Raw genomic sequence first — 2,125 nt, 5'->3', positions numbered from 1 at the left:
GATCGACACCATCCTGGGGCTGTACGTCTGGATCCTGATCGCCTCGGCGATCCTGAGCTGGCTCGTCGCCTTCAACGTGGTGAACACCCGCAACCGTGCGGTCTACGTGATCGGCGACTTCCTCTATCGCGTGACCGAGCCGGTGCTGGCGCCGCTCAGGCGTATCCTGCCCAACCTGGGCGGGCTGGATCTCTCGCCGATCATCGTCATCCTGATCATCTTCTTCATCCGCAACCTGATGCGCGAGTACGGGCTGCTGTTTTGACGCCATTCAAGCCGGTCGCCGACGGCGTCCGGATAGCGGTCCGGCTGACGCCCAAGGCGTCGCGCAATGCCATCGCGGGCATGGCGCCGTCGGGCCAGGGCGAGACGGTGCTGAAGGTCATGGTGACCGCGGTGCCGGAAGCCGGCAAGGCGAACGAAGCGCTGATCAAGCTGTTGGCGAAGGAGTGGGGGATTGCAAAATCCTCCATTTCTCTGGTTGCCGGAGCGACCGACCGCAACAAGATCGTCCATGTCGCCGGCGATGCCGCCGGCCTGATGGCCCGGCTGAGCCATGGCGGCGTCACCCGAACCGACATCTGAACCGCCCCGTTACCTGACGACCCTGCCGGAAGACGAAGACATGACCAAGGCACGCATCATCGACGGCAAGGGCTTCGCCCTCGACCTCCGCACCCGGATCGCCGCCCAGGTGGCGGCCCTGAAGGAATCGCATGGGGTGGAGCCGGGTCTCGCGGTCGTGCTGGTGGGCGACGACCCGGCCAGCCAGGTCTATGTCCGCAACAAGGGACAGGCGACGCTGGCCGCCGGAATGCGCTCGTTCGAGCACAAGCTGCCCGACACGGTCGATCAGGCGACGCTGGTGGCGCTGGTCGAACGGCTGAACCGGGACCCCGCCGTCAACGGCATCCTGGTGCAGTTGCCGCTGCCGCGCCAGATCGATCCGGCGGTCGTCATCGCGACGATCGACCCGGCCAAGGACGTCGACGGTTTCCACGTCGAGAACGCCGGGCGTCTGGCGCTGGGGCTCCCCGGTCTGGTCCCCTGCACGCCGCTTGGCTGCATGATGCTGCTGCGCGACACGGTCGGCGACCTGAAGGGGCTGCGGGCGCTGGTGCTCGGCCGCTCCGCCATCGTCGGCAAGCCGATGGCGAGCCTGCTGCTGGCGGCGGACTGCACCGTCACGGTGGCCCATTCGCGCACCCAGGACCTTGCCGGAGAATGCCGGCGCGCGGACATCCTGGTTGCGGCCGTCGGCCGGCCGGAAATGGTGCGCGGCGACTGGATCAAGCCGGGCGCCACCGTCATCGACGTCGGCATCAACCGGGTCGCGGGATCGGTCGAGGGCAAGACGCGGCTGGTCGGCGACGTCGCTTTCGCCGAAGCGGCCGAGGTGGCCGGCGCCATCACGCCGGTGCCCGGCGGAGTCGGTCCCATGACCATCGCCTGCCTGCTGCTCAACACCCTGACGGCGACCCGCCGCCAGAACGGCATCCCGGCGCCCGCCCGCACACCCGGCGACGCCGAGGCATGATCACCTCTTACGGTATCGACGGCGGCAGGACTTTCAGGCGGTCCCTGGAAACCGGGCAGCTTCTGCCCGAAGGCACCGTCTGGATCGACATGCTGCATCCGACCGAGGAGGAACGCGCCGCCATCGCCGGCCTCGTCGGGATCGACCTGCCGACCCACGAGGAAATGAAGGAGATCGAGGTCTCCAGCCGGCTCTATGTCGAGAACGGCAGCATCTACCTGACCACGCCGGTCATCACGCGGGCCGACACGGAGTATCCGGGGCTGGGCGTGGTGACCTTCATCCTGACAAACGGCATCTCCAAGGGCGGCTATCTGGTCACCGTCCGCTATGTCGAGCCCAAGAGCATCGATACCTTCGCCAGCCGGCTCAACCGCCAGCCGGAGTTGATCGGCGGCCCGGAAGCAGCGTTGCTGGGATTGCTGGACGCCGTCGTCGGCCGAGTGGCCGACCTGCTGGAACTGATCGGCAGCCGGCTGGACGGCATCGGCCGGCGGGTCTTCGACGATCCCCTGCCCGCCAAGTCGAAGGAAGCGGCGAGGAAGCCGGACGCGCTGCGCGAGGTCATGCGCGATATCGGCAGGGTCG

General features: G+C 67.9%; 4 protein-coding genes. All 4 read left to right on the top strand.

The annotated features are described in order from the left end of the window. Position 1: 1 nt before the first annotated feature. Entirely contained in the window at positions 2-265 is a 264-nt protein-coding gene (locus AC5JJ6_RS07710) for a YggT family protein (RefSeq protein ID WP_496041476.1), read from the top strand. Beyond that, positions 262-585, top strand: a complete 324-nt coding sequence (locus AC5JJ6_RS07705; RefSeq protein ID WP_496041475.1) for a DUF167 family protein — start codon at positions 262-264, stop codon at positions 583-585. Before AC5JJ6_RS07710 ends, AC5JJ6_RS07705 begins: the two co-directional genes overlap by 4 nt. 40 nt (positions 586-625) lie before the next feature. Next, a complete protein-coding gene (gene folD, locus AC5JJ6_RS07700; RefSeq protein WP_496041478.1) occupies positions 626-1,537 on the top strand; it encodes a bifunctional methylenetetrahydrofolate dehydrogenase/methenyltetrahydrofolate cyclohydrolase FolD in 912 nt (303 codons plus the stop codon). Further along, a partial coding sequence (locus AC5JJ6_RS07695; protein ID WP_496041474.1) for a CorA family divalent cation transporter occupies positions 1,534-2,125 on the top strand: 592 nt, incomplete at its 3' end. The genes folD and AC5JJ6_RS07695, both read left to right, overlap by 4 nt.

This window comes from Skermanella sp., from assembly GCF_059503625.1.
The sequence above is the reverse complement of the archived record's forward strand: the minus strand, read 5'-3'. Positions and strand labels throughout refer to the sequence as shown.